This window comes from Halomonas sp. SIMBA_159 (genome assembly GCF_046536035.1).
Classification (GTDB): Bacteria; Pseudomonadota; Gammaproteobacteria; order Pseudomonadales; family Halomonadaceae; genus Vreelandella; species Vreelandella venusta_A.
Genome location: NZ_JAWJBT010000341.1, coordinates 1 through 286, shown reverse-complemented (window position 1 = coordinate 286; position 286 = coordinate 1). Strand labels below are relative to the sequence as shown.

Annotated in this window: 1 protein-coding gene; it reads left to right on the top strand. The window is 64.7% G+C overall.

Annotated elements, in window-relative coordinates; genetic code table 11:
• Window positions 1-286, top strand: a 286-nt coding sequence (locus tag R0J87_RS19545) for a terminase TerL endonuclease subunit (RefSeq protein WP_498888327.1), incomplete at both ends; no start/stop codon positions are given.

Below are 286 nucleotides of genomic sequence, written 5' to 3'. Positions count from 1 at the left end.
CCCGTGGATTGAGGAGACTTGGCATAAGGCCAACCCGGCCCTTGGTGACTTCCGCTCTCTGGAGGATGTGAGGCGGCAGGCAGGCCAAGCGCAGCGGAGGCCCTCAAAGGAGCAAGCCTTTCGCAACCTGATCCTGAACCAACGTGTGGACGCGCACGTGCGTTTCCTCGCCAAAGCGGAATGGGACGCCAACGCGGGCGAGGTGGAGTTCAAGGCGCTGGAGGGGCGGCAATGTTGGGGCGGGCTGGATCTGTCGCAGTCCCGCGACCTGACCGCCTTTGCCCTG